Annotated in this window: 22 protein-coding genes, 2 pseudogenes and 1 other annotated feature; of the genes and pseudogenes, 13 read left to right on the top strand and 11 right to left on the bottom strand. The window is 53.6% G+C overall.

Translation table 11 applies throughout. The annotated features are described in order from the left end of the window. Nucleotides 1-64 precede the first annotated feature (64 nt). Genes hisIE through hisG form a run of 8 tightly spaced genes read right to left on the bottom strand, consistent with a single transcriptional unit; the run spans nucleotide 65 to nucleotide 7,062 of the window. Entirely contained in the window at nucleotides 65-673 is a 609-nt protein-coding gene (gene hisIE / locus DCS96_RS05260; protein WP_116473273.1) for a bifunctional phosphoribosyl-AMP cyclohydrolase/phosphoribosyl-ATP diphosphatase HisIE, read from the bottom strand. After that, a complete protein-coding gene (gene hisF, locus DCS96_RS05255; protein WP_116473272.1) occupies nucleotides 666-1,439 on the bottom strand; it encodes an imidazole glycerol phosphate synthase subunit HisF in 774 nt (257 codons plus the stop codon). The genes hisIE and hisF overlap by 8 nt, the downstream gene beginning before the upstream one ends. Further along, entirely contained in the window at nucleotides 1,421-2,158 is a 738-nt protein-coding gene (gene hisA, locus DCS96_RS05250; RefSeq protein WP_116473271.1) for a 1-(5-phosphoribosyl)-5-[(5-phosphoribosylamino)methylideneamino]imidazole-4-carboxamide isomerase, read from the bottom strand. Before hisA ends, hisF begins: the two co-directional genes overlap by 19 nt. Beyond that, nucleotides 2,158-2,748 carry an imidazole glycerol phosphate synthase subunit HisH gene (gene hisH, locus DCS96_RS05245; RefSeq protein ID WP_116473270.1) on the bottom strand — a complete coding sequence of 197 codons (591 nt, stop codon included), beginning with the start codon at nucleotides 2,746-2,748 and terminating at the stop codon, nucleotides 2,158-2,160. Before hisH ends, hisA begins: the two co-directional genes overlap by 1 nt. Beyond that, nucleotides 2,745-3,815, bottom strand: coding sequence for a bifunctional histidinol-phosphatase/imidazoleglycerol-phosphate dehydratase HisB (gene hisB / locus DCS96_RS05240; RefSeq protein WP_116473269.1), 1,071 nt, complete (start codon nucleotides 3,813-3,815; stop codon nucleotides 2,745-2,747). Before hisB ends, hisH begins: the two co-directional genes overlap by 4 nt. Continuing rightward, the gene (gene hisC / locus DCS96_RS05235) at nucleotides 3,816-4,874 is read right to left on the bottom strand and encodes a histidinol-phosphate transaminase (RefSeq protein ID WP_116473268.1); all 1,059 of its coding nucleotides are present in this window, start codon (nucleotides 4,872-4,874) and stop codon (nucleotides 3,816-3,818) included. After that, nucleotides 4,871-6,163, bottom strand: a complete 1,293-nt coding sequence (gene hisD, locus DCS96_RS05230; RefSeq protein WP_116473267.1) for a histidinol dehydrogenase — start codon at nucleotides 6,161-6,163, stop codon at nucleotides 4,871-4,873. Before hisD ends, hisC begins: the two co-directional genes overlap by 4 nt. Nucleotides 6,164-6,165: 2 nt before the next feature. Next, entirely contained in the window at nucleotides 6,166-7,062 is an 897-nt protein-coding gene (gene hisG / locus DCS96_RS05225; RefSeq protein ID WP_116473266.1) for an ATP phosphoribosyltransferase, read from the bottom strand. Nucleotides 7,063-7,107: 45 nt separating this feature from the next. Further along, nucleotides 7,108-7,234, bottom strand: a sequence feature (His leader region). Between the two features lie 781 nt (nucleotides 7,235-8,015). On the opposite strand from hisG, the gene DCS96_RS05220 reads away from it, so the two are divergent. From DCS96_RS05220 to DCS96_RS05160, 13 genes and pseudogenes are all read left to right on the top strand, one after another. Continuing rightward, nucleotides 8,016-8,456 (top strand): hypothetical protein, encoded by a 441-nt coding sequence (locus tag DCS96_RS05220; protein WP_198649928.1) that lies wholly within the window; start codon nucleotides 8,016-8,018, stop codon nucleotides 8,454-8,456. A 28-nt stretch (nucleotides 8,457-8,484) separates the two neighbouring features. After that, entirely contained in the window at nucleotides 8,485-9,075 is a 591-nt protein-coding gene (locus tag DCS96_RS05215) for a hypothetical protein (RefSeq protein ID WP_116473264.1), read from the top strand. Nucleotides 9,076-9,155: 80 nt separating this feature from the next. Further along, the gene (locus tag DCS96_RS05210; protein WP_116473263.1) at nucleotides 9,156-9,971 is read left to right on the top strand and encodes a hypothetical protein; all 816 of its coding nucleotides are present in this window, start codon (nucleotides 9,156-9,158) and stop codon (nucleotides 9,969-9,971) included. Between the two features lie 95 nt (nucleotides 9,972-10,066). Continuing rightward, entirely contained in the window at nucleotides 10,067-11,410 is a 1,344-nt protein-coding gene (locus tag DCS96_RS05205; RefSeq protein WP_116473262.1) for a hypothetical protein, read from the top strand. Nucleotides 11,411-11,519: 109 nt separating this feature from the next. Then, nucleotides 11,520-12,821: a hypothetical protein gene (locus DCS96_RS05200; protein ID WP_157953582.1), complete on the top strand. Its 1,302-nt coding sequence runs from the start codon at nucleotides 11,520-11,522 to the stop codon at nucleotides 12,819-12,821. Between the two features lie 31 nt (nucleotides 12,822-12,852). Further along, nucleotides 12,853-13,599: a hypothetical protein gene (locus DCS96_RS05195; protein ID WP_116473260.1), complete on the top strand. Its 747-nt coding sequence runs from the start codon at nucleotides 12,853-12,855 to the stop codon at nucleotides 13,597-13,599. A gap of 91 nt (nucleotides 13,600-13,690) precedes the next feature. Beyond that, on the top strand, nucleotides 13,691-14,464 hold the full coding sequence (locus DCS96_RS05190; protein ID WP_116473259.1) for a nuclease-related domain-containing protein: 774 nt from the start codon (nucleotides 13,691-13,693) through the stop codon (nucleotides 14,462-14,464). A 120-nt stretch (nucleotides 14,465-14,584) separates the two neighbouring features. Beyond that, nucleotides 14,585-14,719 (top strand): annotated as a pseudogene (locus DCS96_RS19035) (hypothetical protein); the annotation flags it as partial. Continuing rightward, nucleotides 14,712-15,044, top strand: a pseudogene (locus DCS96_RS05180) (YnfA family protein). The pseudogenes DCS96_RS19035 and DCS96_RS05180, both read left to right, overlap by 8 nt. Nucleotides 15,045-15,155: 111 nt before the next feature. After that, nucleotides 15,156-15,560 (top strand): VOC family protein, encoded by a 405-nt coding sequence (locus tag DCS96_RS05175; RefSeq protein WP_116473257.1) that lies wholly within the window; start codon nucleotides 15,156-15,158, stop codon nucleotides 15,558-15,560. Nucleotides 15,561-16,183: 623 nt separating this feature from the next. Further along, nucleotides 16,184-16,612 (top strand): GNAT family N-acetyltransferase, encoded by a 429-nt coding sequence (locus tag DCS96_RS05170; RefSeq protein WP_198649927.1) that lies wholly within the window; start codon nucleotides 16,184-16,186, stop codon nucleotides 16,610-16,612. Nucleotides 16,613-16,660: 48 nt separating this feature from the next. Further along, nucleotides 16,661-17,065, top strand: coding sequence for a hypothetical protein (locus DCS96_RS05165; protein WP_116473256.1), 405 nt, complete (start codon nucleotides 16,661-16,663; stop codon nucleotides 17,063-17,065). Nucleotides 17,066-17,151: 86 nt separating this feature from the next. Continuing rightward, nucleotides 17,152-17,361 (top strand): DUF1289 domain-containing protein, encoded by a 210-nt coding sequence (locus DCS96_RS05160; protein WP_116473255.1) that lies wholly within the window; start codon nucleotides 17,152-17,154, stop codon nucleotides 17,359-17,361. A gap of 3 nt (nucleotides 17,362-17,364) precedes the next feature. Here DCS96_RS05160 and gcvA read toward each other — a convergent pair whose 3' ends face one another. From gcvA to DCS96_RS05145, 3 genes are all read right to left on the bottom strand, one after another. Beyond that, nucleotides 17,365-18,255 carry a transcriptional regulator GcvA gene (gene gcvA, locus DCS96_RS05155; RefSeq protein ID WP_116473254.1) on the bottom strand — a complete coding sequence of 297 codons (891 nt, stop codon included), beginning with the start codon at nucleotides 18,253-18,255 and terminating at the stop codon, nucleotides 17,365-17,367. A 97-nt stretch (nucleotides 18,256-18,352) separates the two neighbouring features. After that, nucleotides 18,353-20,284, bottom strand: coding sequence for a TRAP transporter permease (locus tag DCS96_RS05150; protein WP_116473253.1), 1,932 nt, complete (start codon nucleotides 20,282-20,284; stop codon nucleotides 18,353-18,355). A gap of 68 nt (nucleotides 20,285-20,352) precedes the next feature. After that, nucleotides 20,353-21,351, bottom strand: a complete 999-nt coding sequence (locus DCS96_RS05145) for a TAXI family TRAP transporter solute-binding subunit (RefSeq protein WP_116473252.1) — start codon at nucleotides 21,349-21,351, stop codon at nucleotides 20,353-20,355. Between the last annotated feature and the right edge of the window lie 106 nt (nucleotides 21,352-21,457).

Here is a 21,457-nt window from a genome sequence, read left to right as displayed (position 1 = left end):
ACAAGGCACAGAGGGGTAAAGCGGGGGAGAGACCGGCTCCCCGCCTTGGCGGAGAGCCCGGTAATTACTTCTGGTGGCGCTCGTGGAGCTTGCCGATCACATCAGACAGGCTCAGGCCTTCCTGCTGCAGCAGCACCGTCAGGTGGTAAAGCAGGTCGGCGGACTCGTTGACCAGCTCGTCGTGGTCGTGCACGGTGGCGGCCAGCGCGGTCTCGACGCCTTCCTCGCCCACCTTCTGGGCGATGCGCTTGGTGCCCTTGGCATACAGGCTGGCGGTGTAGCTGGAGGCGGGATCGGCGCCTTTGCGGGCGGCCAGTACCTGCTCCAGTTCGGCCAGAAAGCTTAAGTTCGGCAGCTGCTGCTCGTTGAAGCAGGACACATTGCCCAGGTGGCAGGTGGGGCCGATGGGCTCGACCTGCGCCAGCAGGGTGTCGTTATCGCAGTCGGTGCTGATGTCGCGCAGCTGGAGCACATGGCCGGAGCTTTCGCCCTTGGTCCACAGCCGGTTCTTGGTGCGGCTGAAGAAGGTGACCTGGCCGGTGGCCTGGGTCTTTTCCAGGGCGTCCCGGTTCATGTAGCCGAGCATCAGTACCCGGCCGCTGTGGCAGTCCTGAACGATGGCCGGCATCAGGCCGTCGACCTTGTCCCAATCGAGTTTGTCTGCATTAATCACGTACTACCACTCCTTGCGTTTTCAGGTACTGCTTGAGCTCGCCGATATTGATGATGTCCTTGTGGAACACCGAGGCGGCGAGGGCGCCGTCGACGTCGGCTTCCAGGAAGGCGTCGCGGAAGTGCACCATTTCACCGGCGCCGCCGGAGGCGATCAGCGGCACCTTGCACTGGGCGCGTACCCGCATCAGCTGCTCTATGTCGTAGCCCTGGCGTACGCCGTCCTGGTTCATGACGTTGAGCACGATCTCGCCGGCGCCGCGTTGCTGCACTTCCTGCACCCAGTCGAAGGTGTTCCAGCGGGTTACCTGGGTCTTGCTTTCGTCGCCGGTAAACTGGTGCACCTGATACTGGCCGGTGGCGTCGTCGAAGTAGGAGTCGATGCCCACCACGATGCACTGCACGCCGAAGGTGTCGGCCAGTTCGGTAATCAACGCCGGGTTGGCCAGCGCCGGTGAATTGATGGAGATCTTGTCTGCGCCGAATTCGAGGATACGCGCGGCATCCTCGATGGACTTGATGCCGCCGGCCACGCAGAACGGAATGTCGATCACTTCCGCCACCCGGCTGACCCAACTCTTGTCTACCACCCGGTCCTGGCTGCTGGCGGTGATGTCGTAGAACACCAGCTCGTCGGCACCTTCGGCGGCATACCGCTCGGCCAGCGGCACTATGTCGCCGATGATCTCGTGGTTGCGGAATTTCACGCCCTTGACCACCTGGCCGTCCTTGACGTCCAGGCAGGGGATTATGCGTCTTGCCAGCATGCAATGGCCTCCTCAACGGTGAATTTGCCTTCGAGCAGGGAACGGCCGAGGATGATGCCGGCCACGCCCGAGCCCTTGAGCGCCTCTATGTCGGCGATGCTGCCGATGCCGCCCGAGGCCTGCCACAGGATGGTGGGGTAGCGGGCCGACAGCTCCCGGTACAGGGCCACGTTGGAGCCGGTGAGGGTGCCGTCCTTGGAGATATCGGTGCACAGCACATGGCACAGGCCGGCGGGCAGGTAATGCTCGAGCAGGGACTCGATGGTGATGCCGCTGTCTTCCTGCCAGCCGGCGATGGCGATCTTCTTCTCGCCCTCGGGCGTGATATTGATATCCAGCGCCAGTACGATGCGTTCGGGGCCGTACTGCTTGAGCCAGCCGGCCACCATCTCGGGGTTTTTCACCGCGGTGGAGCCAATCACCACCCGCTGGGCACCAATATCGAGCAGATCTTTTACGTCCTGTTCGGTGCGGATGCCGCCGCCGATCTGCACCGGCACCGGGGTGTTTTCGATCAGACTTTTGATAACGTCAAGCTGGCGCTGGGTGCTGTTCTTGGCGCCGTCCAGATCCACCAGGTGCAGCTGGGTGGCGCCGGCGGCCACATAGAGGTCAAAGCGCTCCTGGGGTGAGGCGGTGTACTCGGTTTTTTGCTGGTAGTCGCCCTGATACAGGCGCACTACTTTTCCACCGATAAGGTCTATGGCAGGAATAATCATTACAGCTCCAGGAAGTTTTTCAGCAGTTGGGCACCGGCGGCACCGGAGCGTTCCGGGTGGAATTGCACGCCAAAGAAGTTCTCCTGGCCGATGGCGGCGCTGAACGCCTGGCCGTACTGGCAGGAGGCCAAGGTATATTCGCCGACCGGCACCGCATAGGAGTGCACGAAATAGAAGAAGGTGTCGTCGGGAATGCCCTTGAACAGCGGATGGCCCGGCATGGGGGTGATCTGGTTCCAGCCCATGTGCGGCAGGCGGATACCGTCGCCGGCCACCATCTTGGTGCAGTCGGCGGCTATCTTGCCCAGACAGTCGACGTTACCTTCCTCGGAGCGGTTGACCAGCATCTGCATGCCGAGGCAAATGCCCAGTACCGGTTGCTGCAGCTGGTTGATAAGCGCGATCAGGTCGCGCTCCTGCAGGTTTTTCATCGCCTCGCGGGCGGTGCCCACACCGGGCAGCAGCAGCTTGTCGGCGCCCAGCAGCACATCGGCGTCCTTGCTGACCTGCACCTGGTAACCCAGGCGCTCGACCGCGTAGCGGACCGACGACAGGTTGGCGCAGCCGGTATCGATAATGACTGTGTTCACAAGACCCCCTTGCTCGACGGCAGCTCGTCGCCTTCCACCCGGATGGCCTGGCGCAGGGCGCGGCCAAAGCTCTTGAACAGGCTTTCCACCATGTGGTGGGTGTTGTGGCCGGTCACCTTGAGGTGGATGTTGGCGGCCAGGCTGTCGCTTAAGCTACGGAAGAAATGGGGCACCATTTCCACCGCCATGTCGCCGACGCTGTCTTTATGGAATTCGGCGTCGAACACCAGGAAGGGGCGGCCGGACAAGTCCAGGGTCACGGCGGCCTCGCATTCGTCCATGGGCAGCACGAAACCGAAGCGGCCGATGCCGCGTTTGTTGCCGAGCGCCTTGCGCAGGGCTTCACCCAGGGCCAGGGCGGTGTCTTCCACCGTGTGGTGGTCGTCGATATGCAGGTCGCCCTCGACCGCCACCTCCAGGTGGAAGCCGCCATGGGTGGCAATTTGATCCAGCATATGGTCGAAGAAGCCGAGACCGGTGTGGATCTTGTTGCCGCCGCTCTGGTCCAGATCCAGGCTGATGCGGATATCGGTTTCCTTGGTGGTACGGGTCACCTCGGCGTTGCGGCCACGGCTCAGCAGGCGGGCAACGATCTCGGGCCAGCCCAGATCGTTATGGCCGTACTGCAGGCCGGGCAGGCCCATGTTTTCGGCCAGCTGTATGTCGGTGATGCGATCGCCGATCACCCAGGAGTCGGTAAAGTCGATGCGTCCGGCCTGCAGATAGTCCTTCACCAGTCCCAGGCGCGGCTTGCGGCAGGCGCAGTCGTCGTGCTGGAAGTGGGGGCAGATCAGCACATCCTGGAAGCGCACGCCCTGGGAGGTGAGGATCTGCATCATCAGGTTGTGGGGGGCGTCGAAGTCGGCCTGAGGGAAGCTGTCGGTGCCCAGGCCGTCCTGGTTGGTGACCATCACCAGTTTGTAGCCGGCATCCTGCAGCTTGAGCAGTGCCGGGATCACCCCGGGCAAAAAGGCCAGCTTGTCGAGGCGGTCCAGCTGTTTGTCGACCGGCGGCTCTTCCACCATGGTGCCGTCGCGGTCGATAAATAAAATGCGTTCCTTAGTCACTTATTGCTCCTGTTGCAGTACGTCGAGTACCGCGTCCATTTCGGCCTGCCGGCCTATGGTGATACGAATGCAGTCGGAAAGACCCGGTTTGCTGGAAAAGTCGCGCAGTATGATACCGGCTGCCGCCATGCGGGCAAACAGTTTGGCGCCTTCGATGAAGCGGACCAGCACATAGTTGCCGTTGGCGGCGTAGACTTCCCGGACCTGGGAGGAGGCGGCCAGCTTGCTCACCAGCTCGGCCTTGAGGCGGTTGATGTCGTCGACCCGGGCCTGCATGCGCGCCAGCCCCTCTTCACTCAGCGCCTGGGCGGCGATCTGCGCCACCGGCTCGGGGATGGGGTAGGGGGCGATCACCTTCAGCAGCAGGCCGATCACTTCCGGGTTGGCGAGGGTGAAGCCGCAGCGGATCCCGGCCAGGCCGAAGGCCTTGGACAGGGTACGGATGATCACCAGCTCGGCATACTCATTCAGCAGCTCGGCCTGGCTGTGCTCGGGGCAGAACTCGATATAGGCCTCATCCACCACCACCAGGGCACGGTTGCGGGCGGCGTTCAGCAGCCGCAGCAGCCCGGCCCGATCGACCAGATCGCCGGTGGGGTTGTTGGGCGAGCACAGAAACACCAGCTTGACCTCGTCCAGCCGCTCGATAATGGCATCGAAGTCGGGCTGGCGGTCGGCATTGAGTGGTACGTCGACAATGCCCACGCCGTTGGTTTCGGCGCTGATGGCGTACATGCCGTAGGTGGGGCTGCACTGCAGTATCTGGTCTTTGCCCGGCTCGCAGAAGGTGCGGATCAGCAGTTCTATGCCTTCGTCGCCGCCGCGGCTGGCCAGTACCTGCTCGGGAGCAACCCCGGCATAGGCGGCATAGCGGGTGATTACCATGGGCGGCTGGCATTCGGGATAGCGATTGAGGCGCGCGCAATCCAGGCTGTAGTCGCCGCTGTCGGCCGCTTCGTTGGCGTTGAGCCAGATATGGCCCTGGCCGCCGATACGGCGGGCCGACTGATAGGGGGTGAGAGCCTGAACCTGGGCTCTGGCCAGGGCGGTGATGCTCATTGTTGTTTCTCCAGTTTGGCAAGCCGCAGGCTTACCGCGTTTTTGTGGGCATCCAGGGTTTCTGTGGCGGCCAGCAGCTCGACCGCCGGGCCGATGGCCTGTAGTCCTTCCGGGCTCAGCTCCTGTACGGTAAAGCGGCGCTGATAGTCGGCCAGGCCCAGGCTGGAATAGGTGCGCGCATAGCCGTAGGTGGGCAGGGTGTGGTTGGTGCCGCTGGCATAATCGCCCACCGACTCCGGCGTCCAGGCGCCGAGGAAGATGGAGCCGGCATTGCGCAGGCTGGGCAGCAACAGCCGCGGCTCGGCGGTCTGCACGATCAGGTGTTCGGGGGCATAGGCGTTGGAGATGGCCACCGCCTGGTCGAGATCGTTACAGATAAAGGTGACGCTCTCGCTCAGCGCTTGGGTGGCGATATCCTGCCGGGAAAGCTGCGCCAGCTGACGGGCCAGCGCCTGCTCGACCCGTTCGGCCAGGGGGCGGCTCGGGGTCACCAGGATCACCTGGGAGTCGGGGCCGTGCTCGGCCTGAGACAGCAGATCGGCGGCGATAAAGTCGGCATCGGCGGTGTCATCGGCGATCACCAGCACTTCCGACGGGCCGGCGGGCATGTCGATGGCGGCGCCGTCCACATCGCTGGCCACCTGGCGCTTGGCCTCGGTCACCCAGGTATTGCCCGGGCCGAAGATCTTGTCCACCTTGGTGACTGTCTCCGAGCCGTAGGCCATGGCTGCCACCGCCTGGGCGCCGCCCAGGGTATAGATGGCATCCACGCCGCAGCGGTGGGCGGTATAGATGATGGCGTCGTTGATCGGCGGCGGCGAACAGAGCACCACCCGCTCACAGCCGGCCAGCCGGGCCGGAATGGCCAGCATCATCACGGTCGACACCAGCGGCGCGCTGCCGCCCGGTACATAGAGGCCCACCTTTTCGATTGCCTGATAACGCAGCTCGCAGCGCACGCCGGGCCGGGTATCCAGGCTGATGGGGGCGGGCAGCTGGGCGCTGTGAAAGGCGCTGATATTGTCGATGGCCAGTTCGATGGCGGCCTTCAGCTCCGGATCGACGCGCTGGCCGGCCGCCTGGATTTCCGCTTCGGTCAGCTGCAGGCTGCTCCGCTCGGCCTTGTCGAAGGCGTGGGTCAGCTCAAGCAGGCTAGCATCGCCCCCGCGGCGCACCCGGGCGATGATGTCCGCCACCTGGGCCTCGCGACCGCTGTTGTCCAGGGCCGGACGACGCAGGGCGTCGGCGCGGGCCTGGCTGTTCAGTTGATTCCAGTCGAGGGTCTTCATCATCACTCCATCATCTTCTCGATGGGCAGCACCAGGATGGAAGAGGCGCCCAGGGCCTTGAGGCCTTCCATGGTTTCCCAGAACATGTCTTCGCTGCTCACCATGTGGATGGCGACCTGATTGCTTTCACCGGCCAGGGGCATGATGGTGGGGCGTTCGGCGCCGGGCAGCAGGTTGATAACATCTTCCAGCTTGTCTTTGGGCGCGTGCAGCATGATGTATTTGCTTTCCCGGGCCAGCTGAAGGCCGTGGATACGGGGCATCAGCCGGTCGATAATCTGCTGTTTCTCGGGGGAGAGGGTCGCGGCGGACTGGATCAGCACGGCCTTGGAGCGGAAGATAACATCGGCCTCGCGCAGGCCGTTGGCTTCCAGGGTGGCGCCGGTAGACACCAGATCACAGATGGCGTCGGCCAGGCCGGCGCGGGGGGCCACTTCCACCGAGCCATTGAGCATCACGCTCTTGAACTTGATGCCCTTGCTGTCCATATAGCGCTTGACCAGCCAGGGATAGGAAGAGGCGATGCGCTTGCCTTCCAGGCTCTGGGGGCCCTGGTAATCGAATTCTTCCGCCACCGCCAGCGACAGCCGGCAGCCGCCGAAGTCCAGGCGCTTGAGCACGCTGTATTCGGCGCTTTCACCCTGGGAGCGGCGCTCCATGACCACTTCTTCGAGCACGTTTTCACCGACCACGCCGAAGTCGACCACGCCGTCCATCACCAGGCCGGGGATATCGTCATCGCGCACCAGCAGCAGATCGATGGGCATGTTTTCGGCATGGGCGATCAGTCGCTGCTCGCGCAGGTTGAGCTTGACGCCGCAGCCCTTCAGCAGCTTCTGGCAGTCGCTGCTCAGGCGACCGGATTTCTGGATGGCGATGCGAAGACGATTCTGGTCCATGGTTATTTTCCTTGTTGTGGTAGCGAAATTTTCAAACAAAATTAAAACAAAAAACCCCCGGAAGTTGGGCTTCCGAGGGTCTGTATGAGTGTGTCCTGCTGGAAGCCGCCAAGCGAAAGGTCTTCCAGAACAAATGATTCTGAAAGACTAGTCGGGATGATGATGGTGCTTGGCGTTGAACAGGAAATTCATAAAATCGGGTGATCCGCTGTCTGATAAAATTGATCTGCGCTCACAATACCAAGGCCCACCCCGTTTGCCAACCCCAAATTACCAATAAATAACTATGCATATAAAGTAGATAGCCATGTAGTCGTTCCCCGGCCTGGCCGCTTCCCGGGGTTGCCTTCTGTACTGTTACACGCAAAGGGCGGAGCCATGTGGTCAACAAGTAAACTGTGCACCCGCCGATGGATTCCGGCTGTAGCACCGTCGTTGCCATGTCAGCCAGCGAACTGCGTCAAGCCGGTTCCTGAAATACACGAGGCGCATCGCAAAATGCATGATTTCCGTTTGTATTTATCCAGGATTCGGGACCAAAATGGTCTCAAATGGAAAATACGGAGACGGCTGCCGACAGGTCCGGCGGTAGCCTGCCCGCAGCCCGGCTTGCTGAACTTGCCGACGGGGTTATCTGTAACCGGTGCTTGATAAATATACAGTATATTTGGTGGCGCCTAGTTCAGACGCTCAACCTGCTGCCGGATAGTGCGCGTTTATAACAGGGTGTGTTGAAAAACTAACCGATTATCAGGGTGTTAATGGAAGCCCTTGGTTGATACTGCGCATCGCCCTGCGCAGATATGCGCATGCGCGAATTGATCGGCAGGGAATGGCCCGTCATTCGATAAAGGATATTAAAATCAGATGCTTATATTGCTATTCTCGCATGGGCAAAAGAGTAAAAATGCGCATGCGCAGTATTAAAAATGTTATATCTTGATGAGGTTATATTGAAAGATTCTATTTTTCTAACAGTTATGGCGGGTGTCTCGGTATTCGTGATGGGTCAATTTATATTGAAGTTAGTACTAGAACCAATTGTCTCTTTTAAAGAAGCATTGGGTGGTATTAGCGGATTCTTTCTACGCCACAATGCAAAGATAACTAATGGCAACGCTGATTCTGATTTACAACATGACTTGAGAATACTGATTTCGACTGTAATTTCTAAAAAAGAAGCAATTCCATTTTACCGATTTTTTGGTTTTATATTAGGGCTACCTTCCGAAAATAAACTACTAAAAGGCTGTCGTAATTTAAACTTTATTTGGTATGAGATGAATAAAAATACAGCATCAATCACTGGCCAGCCAAACTGTATCGAGATATCAATGCATCTTAATGAAACTGCTGATCTATTGAAGATCCGCTTAGACTATAGAGAGCTATAATAAAAATGTTATGCATCAAGGAGAGATCGTGCAATCGATTATAGAGTTTGAAAGGGTTGTTGATTACATTTACGGCGTGTACCTAGACTCAACTACTGGATTCGATAAATTAAGGGAGTGGTTCGAGAAAAACCAAAACGACACTCTTTCATCGTTGAAGAATTCGCATCCGGAGTTGGCAAGCATAGATTATCTTGACTCTGTGCATATGATCTACGGCAAGGGAGACCCAAATACTCCCGAGGCAGTTGAGCTTCATCGCTGCACGCAAAAAGAGTACAAGGAGCGAAACTCCATCGGTGGCATAAATTTTCAATTCTTAGGAAATATGGCCTTGGTTTCTCTTTATCAATACTGGGAAGATTATCATCGAGCTCAAGTAGCTGCAGAGCTAGGAAAGAAGAAAAACGATTTAAAAGCGCCGATCATGGGTGATCTCAGACGTCTGAGGATTTCTATAATTCACCATGGTGGCATTGCCTTAAAAGAAGTAGAGAAGTGCGAGTTAGTTAAATGGTACAAAGAAGGAGACACAATTTTCATTGATAAGGAAAAATTTGAAGATGTCATTTTCCATGTTAAGAATATGCTAAACGAATTAAAGTCAGGTAATGCATAACAAGTGGCAGCTAGGAACTGTATTACGCTGCGCTCCATGCAGCCCCAGAGCCAGGCGTTATGCTTTAAAAGGAGAAATAGGTGTCTAAGCCTGTAAAAGAATTTCATCAGTACCTTACAGGAGCCTCTAACTCTCATGTAAGCCATGAAGAATATCTTAGAGCCCCCGCTGTTGCTTTCTTGAAATACACAGTAGAAGCAAAAAGTTCTATTGATTTATGTACAAGGTATTTTCCTAAGAAACAGAATGGGGACTACACAAAAGATAGTTTCGATAGTTTGCAACATCTTATAACAGCTTCTTTACCAACGATAATGGGGCATTTCGAAACGTACCAAAGGTACCTTTTCGCAGGTATGTTTGATATGTCCGTGTTGCTAAACAACTTCGATTCGACGAAGTTTTTTAAGGCTGTTTCTGACCAAACTAACATTGAAATGGACTGGGTTCGCCTATCAGCTCATAGAGGCATCGGGGCGATGTCTATTGGAACATTGCTTGCAGACTCTATGAGCGGTTGGCACAATCCAGAAAAAGTTAATTCATACTTCGCTGCGTATAAGCTTCCATATACCGTATTCGGTAACGACGCTCAAGAGAAGTTAAAAACCCTTTGGCAGTTGCGTCACTCTATAGTGCATACGGGAGGAACGCTATCTCGTGCAGATGCGCAGAAGGTTAACTCCCTAAAGTCCCATGGGGGAGCACAAATAGCATTTGAAAAGAACTTTATATTTGAGGTAGCAAGAAAGCTGCACCCTATTGTTAAACAAGCAACAGAAGGGCTTGGCAACGCATACAAACAGAAATTGTTAACAAACCTAGAGCAGGCTCAGCTAGATCAAGTGGATAAGTTCTTTGAAGTTAAGTCTAGTGTTCCATCTTGGTTGCGATAAGCATAACAAGGCGCTACTGTTGGACAAATTTTCCGCTGCGCTCCAAATTTGCCGCAGAGCGCGGCGTTATAACCCTATGTCATGTCGGAGCAGTTTTGAGTAGATGTATTTTTAAAGATCAAACCTTAGGGCAGTATGATTTTGGCTTTCAGCAAATCGAAATTAACAATGAGGGTAATGGTAAGTCCGTTGAAGATATTGAAAGAATAATCAACACAAAGAACCTCAATACTCTGAGTAATACTGAACTTGAGATATTTAAAACGTATAAACACGAGTCTACGCATTTATTAGATGGCACTTCGACTCTGTGGGGGATGGAATACACCTGTAGAATGTATAATTGGTTTAATGACCCAACTGAAACGTATTTAAAAGTAATCTCTTTAAATGATGCAGAGATTCAGATGCATTCGAAACTGCTACAAAACCCAAATACAGCTCAAAGCTTTCTTAAACTAAAGTATTCACTTGAGCATGACGAACAGTGTGGCGTGTATGTTCATATGCATTATTTAAATGAATATGATGGCGTAATCCAGTCAACCCCAATCACAATGCTTTCTCTGATAGAAGGGCATGCATACTCACAAGAGCAGTTAATATCATGTGATTTATATGAAGATGATTTAGTATCTTCAAATTTGTTAGTCGCGCAGGTTAATAAAGATATAAATTCGCTTAGTGGCAGTGAGTACTCTTGCTTTCTTGCGTTGATAAATCAGCTTTTTCCTGAGTTGAAATTACGTCAAAAGCTATTGATAATGATCCTTATTTCAAGGTTTTCTCTAAATGCCCCTACCTTTTTTATTGGTTCATTCCCCGAATATATTTTAAGTCATATATTCTCTGGTGCGCCACAAGAATTAATTAGCGCTTTGAAAATGGAAATGTCGAGAGGGATGCACCGTAGTACACTTTGCCTAGCCTTGCTGTTGTGTTTGGCAATGCATTCAGAAACGACTAAAAGGATCACTAATTCGACAACGTTAGAAGAAATGGAAGAAGTTTTATTAAAGGTTTATCAAAGTAAAAATCAGTCAATTGAGGATGTGAAATCGTCGTTGTTACTTCAATATAAGCTGGAGTTTGAATTTCTGTCAGAGCTTCTAAATGAAAAAGGAGCGTATTTAGCCAAAAAACTAGCAGATCAATTCAAAGATAAAAACTGGTATTTTGACGATTTAAACACTCTTGAACTTCCATATTTCTTCTTATCGAACGGTGATAAAGCAGAGCCTAGTAAACGTATTGATTATGATATGGAAGCTCATATGAATGATAAGCTTGAAAAGGTAGTTAATTTAGAGATCGCCCTTAAAGGGCTAGGTGTGGCTAGACAGCATTTATATCCGCACGTTTACCATGACTGGTTAAATCGAATTAAATCAGGCGAGACTGGTACTGTATATTACCCCGAAGCATCAAACGGGTTATAACAAATTGCTCAAACGGACAAAAACAGATGGCTTTTGCTCGTTCCTCGCTAATTTTAGCCAGCTATTTTATTGCCGCTTAGCAAAGCGTTAACAATACAAGGATAGTCCCGTGCGAACAGAGAGTCAGCAAGAAAGGATAATGAGGCTTCAAAGTGTGGTAAATGCAATATTACTGCACGAACCTGCTAATAGTTTCAAAAATCTTATTGAAAATAACGAAGAGTTGTTTAAAGGTTTTAGATTAGTTTATTCCACGAATAATCTTGATTCTGAGTTTTCACACTCCTCCCTGAAGGAAATTGAAGAACATTGCCCAACACTTAAAAAGTATTTCTATGGTACGGGAATATTATTCTATTCAGATGAAATCTACTCAGCTACAAAGAGACAAGGGAGCATTGAAATACCAATTGACTATTCACTTAGCCTTGATTCAAATGCCGCTGAAAGATTTAGAGTTTGGGAAAATGGTGGTTCTTTAGATAAGGAGGAAGGTCGTTTTGAGGGGCTTGTTAGGTTTATAAAAGAAGGAAAAGAACAAGGATTCAACTTCGATTATTCATTCTTCATTATTGAAAACTTAATCGACTCCATGAAACCTGAGAATCATAGGCCTTTTAATACTATCCGAGCTTTAAAAAGATTTGATCATTTAGAATATGAAAAGGATTCTTTTAATATTCGAAGTCCTAAGTTTTCAGAAACTCTCGAAGAGTCTGGTAAAAGGTCAATAGAGGCACTTCATGCCTTTCATTCCAGTAAAGAAATCAAAGGGTTTCTAAACAGAAGAAAAGGGCTTTATCTTATTCTATTAAAAGCTGTCCTACTGAGGGAGCAAAAAAATCTTGAATTAGGGAAGCAGCTTGAAATGCTAGTTGAGTACTCTTTAGATGCTTTAGGTGCTTTCGCAAAAACTGAAATTTATTTTGCTTGGAAATTACTAAAGCACGGCAAGGATTTAAGGTTTTTTGACCCTGTTAGCCAATTAGGTAAAAAATCTCTTCATAGAATAAAAGGTATGGCTTGGGACCTGTTCGCTGTAAGGTATCAAGAAACATTAGCAAGCAAGTCAAACATTGGCGACTTTTACGTTCCCTTCTTTGCATCATTTGACAATAGATTTGTTGAACTTGCCCAAGCATGCCCTATTAGGGCTGTTTTAATTGATGATGTCGACAAGCGGGTAATTACCATACACCTTGATGAGTATGAGTTTATGGTTGATCTAAACGAATCTATTACCACCGAGTTAAATCATAGGCTACAAGACCCTAATGAAAAGGTCAAGAGAATGTCGAAAAAGCCGACAGAAGATGAGCTAAATAAAAGAGCTACTGAATTGGAAAAGATTTTGGAAAGTATTATTAACAATTCAAAGCACGCGGACGCAGCAAGCTGCGCCGGTGTTTGAAGCGTTTAAATGTATTGACTAGGGTTCTGCCGTGAAAGATTCAGTTCCAGACTTTATTTCGAATGGATCCGAAATAGCCGGAGGTGCTACTGGTGCAGCCTTGGGTTTTTTGGCGGGCGGTCCTGCTGGAGCTGCTATTGGTGGGGCATCGGGCTCATTGGTAACTGTGCTTGGCCGAGTTATATCGGATTTTTCAGAACGCTCCTTATCTAATCGTGAATCGGCAAGAGTCGCGGGCTCAGCGGCGCTAGCAATAGACCAAATACAGTCAAAAATCAGTTGCGGCGAACAGCCGAGGGATGATGATTTTTTCAGACTGAGGATCGGTGGTCGTCCCAAAGCTGATGAGCTATTCGAAGCAATGCTCCTGAAATCCAAAAGCCAGTATGAAGAATATAAAGTCAGGTTTTACGCAAACTTATTTGTAACGGCTTGTTTTGATGAAAGGTTAAATGCGGCCATGGTTTCGTGGTTTATGGAAGTGCTGGACCGTCTCACTTTCAGCCAAATTGAAACGTTAAATGAGTTTGTAGTTCTCGGCAGTGAGTCGAAATGGGTGTGGGGACATTTGAACCAAATTGCGAAGGTCGATCCCGTAGTTGCTGCTCACCTTGAACAGCTTAAGAGCATGAGATTGCTGTCACTAGATCACTGGGGCGACACACCTATCGAAGCCACTGATATTGCAAAAACCTTTATTAAGTCGATTCAGTTTGACAGCCCGTTCGAAACTGCAGATCGGCATATCATTCGCGCAAATGGTTCGACTGACATTTAACAAAGTGGTCAACGGGACGTCAACTACGCTGCGCTCCGTAGCCGCCCACTACCACTGTCGTTAGTTGAATTTAGTTGAATAAGGAAGTTTCGTGGATATATTAGGACTACTATCAGGTGCTTTAGCTCAGGTTTGGTATATCATACCTTTGCTATTTATCGTTTCGATATTTAAGAGTCGATGGTTCAAAGGTATGTTTGGCGGGTTTTTGGTAAACAAACTTTTGTCACAGTTACCTGAGTCAGATTACACGTTGGTAAAAGATGTAACCTTACCCACTGAAGACGGCACAACACAAATCGACCACGTCGTTGTGTCTAAGTTTGGTATTTTCGTTGTTGAAACGAAAAATATGAAAGGTTGGATTTTTGGCTCAAAAAGTCAAAAACAATGGACTCAAAGAATATATCGTCATACTTCTAAATTTCAGAACCCTCTTCATCAAAATTACAAACATGTCAAAACCCTTGAATCATTGTTGGGTATAGATTCATCTAAGTTGCACTCGGTCATCGTTTTTATCGGTGATAGTACGTTTAAAACAGATATGCCTAACAATGTTACTTACGCACGAGGTTGCTTGGATTACATTAAGCAGTTCATACAGCCTGTATTTTCAGAGGCTGAGTTTGGTCAAATTATCGAAGCCATCAATGAAGTTAAGCTAAAGAAAGGCGTGGTTACAGATCTAAAGCACATGCAACATGTTAAAGAGCTGGTCGCTTCAAAAGAAAACATAAAGCAATGTTCACGTTGTGGCTCTGAAATGATTGTGCGTGAAACAAAGCGTGGCGAAAATAAAGGTAAACAGTTTTGGGGTTGTTCCTCTTTCCCTAAATGTAGGTCAGTGGAAGAATTCAACTAACAAAGCATTTAAGAGTGATTTGGATCTCACCCGCTTTAACGGACACACCTCGATAACGTATAAAGGTGAGCGATGCCAGCTTACAAAACAGGGAAGCGAACCCAGTAGTACAGCAACGACTTCAAGGTAAAAGCTGTCCTCTGGAGTCATGAACAGCACCGGAGTGTGAAGGAAGTCGCCGAAGCACTGGACATCCATCCCCTCATCTTGTCGCGGTGGCTCAAAGCGAATTGGGAGGTTAATGTCGTTGCCTGAATTAAAAACAGTGGGTCTCTATCTGGTTACGGCCTTGGCAGATATCCTTGGCTGTTATTTGCCTTACCTCTGGCTGCGTGAGGGCAAATCCATCTGGCTGCTGGTGCCGGGTGCGTTGAGTCTGGCGGCATTTGCGTGGTTACTGTCGCTACACCCCACCGCTGCCGGTAGGGTCTATGCTGCCTAAGGTGGTGTGTATATTTTTATGGCGATCCTGTGGCTTTGGGCCGTCGATGGTATTCGGCCAACCACCTGGGATTTGCTTGGTTCAGCCGTGGCGCTGGTGGGGATGGCGATCATCATATTTGCGCCGCGCACTACATAACCCACTGTTGTAGTGCGTTCCGGGCCTTCGGCCCTACACCGGATGCGCATTTTGCTGCACTGCATGGGCACAGCTCAACAACAGCGTTAGGACTCACCAAGGAGGGATCACGTGGCTCACAACATCTATATCAACTTGCCGGTTGAAAGCGTCGAGCGCTCGAGGCACTTCTACACGGGGCTCGGGTTCGGCATCAACGAGCAATTCAGCAATGAGCAGGCAGCCTGTGTCGTGATGGCAGACAACATCCTTGTCATGCTACTTGCTAAGCCCTTCTTTGCGGGTTTCACGGACAAGGCCATCGCCGATGCCCACTCGACCACCGAAGTGCTGAACTGCTTGGGCTGTGAGAGCCGGGAGCAGGTGGACTTGCTTGTCACACGCGCAGAGCAATATGGCGGCAAAGCCTACCGTGAAGCAAAGGATCATGGCTTCATGTACGGGCACGGCTTCGAGGATCCGGATGGCCATATTTGGGAGCTGGTGCACATGGTGTCTCCTCCCGCTGAGTCCTGACACGGCGATCAATGCAGCCCGCCGCATGGGCCGGAGCTCCAAACCGCTGCGCGGTTTGGAAGCCTGTGCTGCTGGCGTGGAATATGGCTAGGCTTGATCACGAGAAACTTCAGACCTTGGTTAAGCAGCTGTCTGTTATCGTCGCTGAGTAGGAGGCCATGTTTACCGGCAGGCATGACACCAGAGGGACATATGGCCGGCAGTTTGGGTAACTGCCTGGTTGCAGATGCGTATGGTCTAAATAACTGTTTCTAATTGTGCACAGAAATCAGGTTCGAACACAGACTCGCCGTGAGGGCATGACACTCGATGTTTTAACCCACTGCAAATATTCACTGGATGTTCGGTTGGGTTGAAACATCTCGTTACAGCGAGCAAGCTCACTCCCTGGGGGCTTCGCTGCGCCCTGACCGTCATGTAAGGCGGAAATGCAGTAATGGCTGGCGCATTTTCCGGACCTTGCGCGGAGGTTCTGCTTATCGAAGGCTGACATCTGCCTAAAAATGTGGCGGTATTTGTATCAGTTATTTAAGTCCTGATTTTTTCTAACCAACCTGGATAGCAGAACCCCAAGGCGAATTACCCTGGGGATTTCCAACGTTATATACCGATTCGGAAACCGAGTGACAAGAAAAAGTGAAGGCAAGGATATTGAAGCCATCCTGGATATTTGGCTTGCCGCATCGATAATATCTCATGATTTTATCGAGCCCGGCTTTTGGGAGTCGCAGGTTGAAAGCATGCGCACCCTTTATTTACCGGCCTCGGAGCTTTATGTCTATGAGCAGGATGCACATGTGATTGGCTTTTATACGCTCTGCGAGAATACCCTGGCCGCGATCTTTGTTAAGCCGGCGTGTCAGGTGCGGGGCTATGGCAAGGCATTGCTCCGGCATGCCCAAACCCAGCGTAATGGCCTGAACCTGACCGTTTATAAGGCCAATGAGGCGAGTTGTCATTTTTACCTGGCGCATGGCTTTGTCATAACGGGTGAACAAACAGATGCTTATACAGGGCATATGGAGTTGCTGATGAGCACGGGTAGTGAATAAACGGCCAGGGTTGTTTTAGACGCGCCGACAATCATATACGGAGATACTATGTACACACCGAGAAAGATAACGGGTCAGCCCGATTGGCTGGACGCTGACGGCATTAAAATCTATACCATTTCCGTCGATGCCGAGGCGGTCGATACCGCGCCTTTTCAGTCGAGGCTGGCATTCATCAAGTCCGAGTTGGGCCTGGACTGGGCTAACACCGCGGCCTTTGTGATTTTTCACAGGGGTGCCGGCATGAATTATCTGGTGCTGGTGTGGTGGGGCAATGACAATGAGTTGTTTACCTCGGTTTCGGTCCAGGAGGATGGGCACTGGCTGTGCGATCCCGGTAAGTATTCTTTCTGCCTCTACGACATGGAAGTGATGTGGCGCGAGCGCAATATCTACATAGATACGGTGGACTGCGCAGCGCCATCGCTGGAAAAGTACCGGGTATCAAGGTAAACCGGCCCTGTGCTAGCCTGCGCGGGCCAGGGCCCTGATAACAGGACCATGGCATTCACGGTTACAAGCATCGCCAGGAAGGATCAATGTCGGAAGTCCGTTCACCCTGTACCAAGAAATGCACACTCGATGAAAACGAGATCTGCCTGGGCTGCAGGCGCAGCATCGGGGAGATCATGCAGTGGAGCCGTGCCGATAACGAGCAAAAACGGCAGATACTGGCCCGGGTCGCCGCACGCCGGACCCGGGAGGCATCAACCACGTCGGGGGCCGGTCGCGGGGGTGATTCGGGCTGACCCTTATTCAGCCTGGTCGGGCGATGGCAGCATGTGGCTGACGAATTTTTGTACCTTTTCTATTTCGCCCATCCGCTCCGGATACACCAGGTAATAGGCATTGGCGCTGATCAGCGCATGGGGCCAGGGGACCACCAGTTCACCGCTGTTCAGCTCCTCGGCGATCAGGAAGCGGGGGATCAGGGCGATTCCGCAGCCGGCGATAATGGCGCGGATCAGCATATGAAAGGTTTCGAAGCGGTTACCCTGGTAGCTGTGCTCCGTGGTCAGATCCTGGGAGGCAAACCAGTCGTGCCAGGCCTGGGGGCGGGTGGACAGATGCAGCAGCCGGTGGCGGGTCAGCTCCAGGGGGGAGTCCGGCTGGTCGGTCGCGAGCAGGGCCGGTGAGCAGGCGGGTACCACTTCCTCATCAAACAGCCGGTGGCATTCCAGCCCGGGCCAGCTGCCATGGCCATAAAAAAACGCGATGTCGATACTTTCCTTGTCCAGATCAAAGGCATCGACCCTGTCGCAGCAGTCCAGGCTGATGTGGGGGTAACGGTTCAGGAAGCGGGCCAGACGCGGCGCCAGCCAGCGGGTACCGAAGGTGGGCAGGGTGGCAATCTTGAGCAGATCCTGGTGGCTGTTGTACGACATGATGTACTGGGAGGACATTTCCAGCTGTGCCAGTATCTTGCGGACTTCACCGATATAGATGGCGCCTTCGGGAGTCAGGCAGAGCGAGCGCCTCACTCGCCGGAACAGTTTTCGGTTGAGGAAGGATTCGAGCTGGGCCACCTGCTTGCTGACGGCGCTCTGGGTAAGGCTGAGTTCGTCGGCGGCGCGGGTAAAGCTGAGGTGCCTGGCCGAGGCTTCGAAACACTGCATGGCCGAGATGGAAGGTAAATAGCGCATAAATCCGGGCGACGAAAGGGAAACAGTCGCCCAGTATACCCGTGACAGCCTTGCTTGAGTATCAACCCGACCGGGAATGGCCGGGTTGATATGCGGATCAGGCGGTGGCGGTCAGTGCGGGCCGCTGACGCTGCAGCAGATAGCAGACGGCGATCAGCGCCAGGCCGCTGCCTGAACTGATCAGCCCCGGCATCACCATGGCCAGGCCGGCGGCGAGCAGCAGGGCTCGCTCCAGCAGGGAGGAAGGGCGGATGAAGTAGCCGATCAGCGCGCTGCTGATGGCCATCATGCCCAGCAACGCAAAGGCCAGTGCCAGCGCCAGTTCCGGCAGGTTGACGTCGACCATCACCAGGATCGGGTTGTAGACAAACACATAGGGGATGATGAAGGCGCCGATGGCCAGCTTGACGGCGGTCACCCCGGTTTTCATCGGGTTGGCCCGGGCGATGCCGGCCCCGGCATAGGCGGCCAGGCACACCGGCGGGGTAATGTCCGCCACTATGCCGAAATAGAACACGAACAGGTGCACGGCGATGGGCGCCAGGCCAAACTCATTGATCAGCGCCGGTGCCGCTATGGTGGCGGTCACCACATAGTTGGCGGTGGTCGGCAGCCCCATGCCCAGCACGATACAGGCGATCATGGTGAAGATAAGCGCCAGGATCAGGGTGCCGTCGGCCAGGTTGATGATGCCGGCGGCAAACTTGGCGCCCAGTCCGGTCATGCCGACTACGCCGGCGATAATACCGGCGGTGGCGACCGCGGCGATTACCGGCAGGGCGACCCGGGCCCCCTGTTCGAGTAAAGACAGCAGTGACCTGGGTGACAGTCGGGTTTCCTTGCTGACCATGCTCACCGCTAGTGCAGCGGCAATGCCCAGCAGGGCGGCGCGCTGGGCGGTAAAGCCGGCGAGAATGGTGCCGACCACCACCACCAGCGGCAGCAGCATGTAACCCTGGCGCTTGAGCAGGGCCATCTTGCTCGGCAGCTGCTCCTTGGGTATGCCCAGTATGCCCTGTTTCTTGGCCTCGAAGTGGGCGCCGATAAAGATGCCGCTGAAGTAGAGAATGGCGGGAATGATGGCGGCCATCATGATCTCGGCATAAGACACGCCGATATACTCGACCATGATAAAGGCGGCGGCGCCCATCAGCGGCGGCATGATCTGGCCACCGGTGGAGGCGGCGGCTTCGCCGGCGGCGGCAAATTCGGGTTTGAAGCCGGCCTTTTTCATCATCGGAATGGTGAAGGAGCCGGAGGCCACGGTATTGCCCACCGAGCTGCCGGATATCATGCCCTGGAAGGCGCTGGCGATGACCGCGGCCTTGGCGCTGCCTCCGGTATAGCGGCCGGTGCAGGCAAAGGCCAGATCATTGAAGAACTGACCGACGCCGGTGCGGGTGAGCACCACCCCGAAGAACAGGAACAGGAAGATGAACTTGGCGGAAATCTGGATGGGGGTGCCGAACACGCCGCTTTCCCGGAACCACAGGCTGGACGACACATCCATTACCTCAAAGCCCGGATGAGACAGGATGCGGGTCGGAATAAAGTTGCCGAACAGCGCGTAGGCGATGGCGAGGCTGGCAACAATGACAATCGGCAGGCCCACGGTGCGGCGGGTAGCTTCCAGTACGAATAACACGCCCAGTATCGAAATGGTGAGATCAAAGGCCGAATAGCCGGTGATGCGCCCTTGCAGGATCTCGTTGAAGAACAGGATCTTGTAATAGGCGGCAAAGGTGGCGACAAACGCCAGTATCACATCGTACCAGGCGACCCCGTTGCGGTTGATGCCGTGACGGCTGGCCGGATACAGCAGGAATATCATCCCCAGGGCCAGCCCCAGGTGGACGGCGCCCTGTTTCTGGGTTGGCAGGGTGCCAAAAAAGCCGGTATAGAGGTGGAAGCCGGTGAGGGTGACGGCAAACAGGGTGACGACCCAGCCCCAGCGGCCGATGTTTTTGCGGAATGCCGATTCTTTGTCGTACTTTTCCAGCAGTGCTTCGGGTGTTTGACTCTTGTCCATTGTGGGTTTCCGTTAGCCAAATAAAAAGAGGTGGGCACGGATGCCCACCTCGTATCTACAGAAGAGGTTTACTTTGCTTTGATGCTGTCGAAGGAAGACACCTTGCTGCCTTCGCGGCTGACAATTTGCACCACTTCCGGATAGATCTGGCCGATAAAGGCCGCATTGTCGACCGCCGCCCCGGCGAACTCGGCCTTGCCTTCGAGGGCGTTGCGGGCCGGCACATGGACCGACATGCCCAGATCCATTTTGCCGTCGCGGATGCTGACCAGGTTCTCGATGGAGGCGCTGGTTTCCACGTTGGTGAAGTTGGCGCCCGGAATGTTGTTATTCCAGGTGGTGGCAATCTCGCCGCCCAGCGGGTAATAGGTGCCGCCCTGGCTGCCGGTACCCAGGATGAATTCATCCTTGGCGGTGATGTCACCCAGCTCGGCGACTGGCAGGGTAACGGTCAGGCCTTTCTCTTCATAGAAGCGCTTGGCGCCCGGGTGGATTTTCAGGGCATCACCGCCGTTGAGGGCATGCTCCAGGGTCAGGAACTTGGCCTGGGAATGGGTGATCTGATCGGCGTTGTCGTACATTACCTTGGCCAGCTGATAGCCCATTTCTTCACTGATGGTGTTGGTATTGCCCATCAGTACCGCGAAGGCGGCAATGGTCTGCACGTCCTGCTCCAGGAACTTGTAGCTGTCTTTGCCGATGATAAAGCGGCGGTAGTCGCTGGTGCTCTCGATCTGCTCGACCACCTCGTCAGACAGACTCAGCATGCGAACATCGCCGGAGGCCGCCTGCAGGCTCTCGATGCTGCCGGCCGGCAGGCCCATAATGCCCATGGAGATATCGATGTTGCCGTCCTGCACGCCGTCCAGGGCATCACCGAAACGCTCTTGATAGGCGTTGTAGTCGGCATCTTCAATGCCGTAGGCGCCGAGTACCATGCGCGATACCTTCTGGGTGGTGCTGGCCGCCGGGCCGATGGCGATATTGGCCTTGCTGCCGCCCATATCACAACCGGAAAGGGCGGTGCTCAGGGTCAGGGTTGCCGCAACCAGTAATTTTTTATTCATAAATGCATATCCTTATCGGCCGAGAGTCCAGTTCATCCCGCCATCTGTCTGCACTTCGAGGGCGTGAAAGGGCTGGTGTTCCTTGGCCTTGCTGTGGTCTTGAATG

Source organism: Zobellella maritima, assembly GCF_003075035.1.
GTDB lineage: Bacteria > Pseudomonadota > Gammaproteobacteria > Enterobacterales > Aeromonadaceae > Oceanimonas > Oceanimonas maritima.
The sequence above is the reverse complement of the archived record's forward strand: the minus strand, read 5'-3'. Positions and strand labels throughout refer to the sequence as shown.

Bases quoted from the DNA above. Each gene is read 5' to 3' on its own strand.
- hisF (WP_116473272.1), bottom strand. From the start codon at position 1,439: ATGCTGGCAAGACGCATAATCCCCTGCCTGGACGTCAAGGACGGCCAG.
- DCS96_RS05145 (WP_116473252.1), bottom strand. From the start codon at position 21,351: ATGAATAAAAAATTACTGGTTGCGGCAACCCTGACCCTGAGCACCGCC.
- DCS96_RS05150 (WP_116473253.1), bottom strand. From the start codon at position 20,284: ATGGACAAGAGTCAAACACCCGAAGCACTGCTGGAAAAGTACGACAAA.
- DCS96_RS05160 (WP_116473255.1), top strand. From the start codon at position 17,152: ATGTCGGAAGTCCGTTCACCCTGTACCAAGAAATGCACACTCGATGAA.
- hisD (WP_116473267.1), bottom strand. From the start codon at position 6,163: ATGAAGACCCTCGACTGGAATCAACTGAACAGCCAGGCCCGCGCCGAC.
- hisA (WP_116473271.1), bottom strand. From the start codon at position 2,158: ATGATTATTCCTGCCATAGACCTTATCGGTGGAAAAGTAGTGCGCCTG.
- hisC (WP_116473268.1), bottom strand. From the start codon at position 4,874: ATGAGCATCACCGCCCTGGCCAGAGCCCAGGTTCAGGCTCTCACCCCC.
- gcvA (WP_116473254.1), bottom strand. From the start codon at position 18,255: ATGCGCTATTTACCTTCCATCTCGGCCATGCAGTGTTTCGAAGCCTCG.
- hisG (WP_116473266.1), bottom strand. From the start codon at position 7,062: ATGGACCAGAATCGTCTTCGCATCGCCATCCAGAAATCCGGTCGCCTG.
- DCS96_RS05165 (WP_116473256.1), top strand. From the start codon at position 16,661: ATGTACACACCGAGAAAGATAACGGGTCAGCCCGATTGGCTGGACGCT.